This is a genomic window from Mesorhizobium sp. M1C.F.Ca.ET.210.01.1.1 (assembly GCF_004791585.1).
GTDB lineage: Bacteria > Pseudomonadota > Alphaproteobacteria > Rhizobiales > Rhizobiaceae > Mesorhizobium.
Window position 1 is genome coordinate 1 of record NZ_SRUU01000130.1, and the last position, 380, is coordinate 380.

Genomic DNA, 380 nt, shown 5'->3' on the forward strand with positions numbered 1-380 from the left:
TGGTGTTCGGCGCAATGCTGATAGACGCCCTTCATGCCGCGCTTGAAGATCGAGAAATAGCCTTCAATCGTGTTGGTGTGGAAGTTGCCGCGAACGTATTCGTCCTTGGAGTGCGTGACGAATTCGTGCGAGGCGAAATCCTGGCTGGCGCGGCGATAGATACCGCTCTCATCGGTCATCAATGCGCTTTCGCGGGCGATGTTGGCGCGGACGATAGGCATGACGTTACCCATGCGGGCAGTATCCACGTGGAAGGAACGTGCCTTGCCGCCACGCTCGACCAGCGTGACGACAGTGTTCTTGTGCGCGCTGCCGCCCTTCTTCACAGGCGTACCGGCGAGACGGCCAATGTAGGTCTCATCCACTTCAACGAACTTGCC

Annotated in this window: 1 protein-coding gene; it reads right to left on the bottom strand. The window is 58.4% G+C overall.

Annotation, left to right across the window (positions count from 1 at the left end):
* On the bottom strand, nt 1-380 hold a 380-nt coding region (locus EN853_RS33235; protein WP_135861353.1), incomplete at both ends, for an IS1595 family transposase.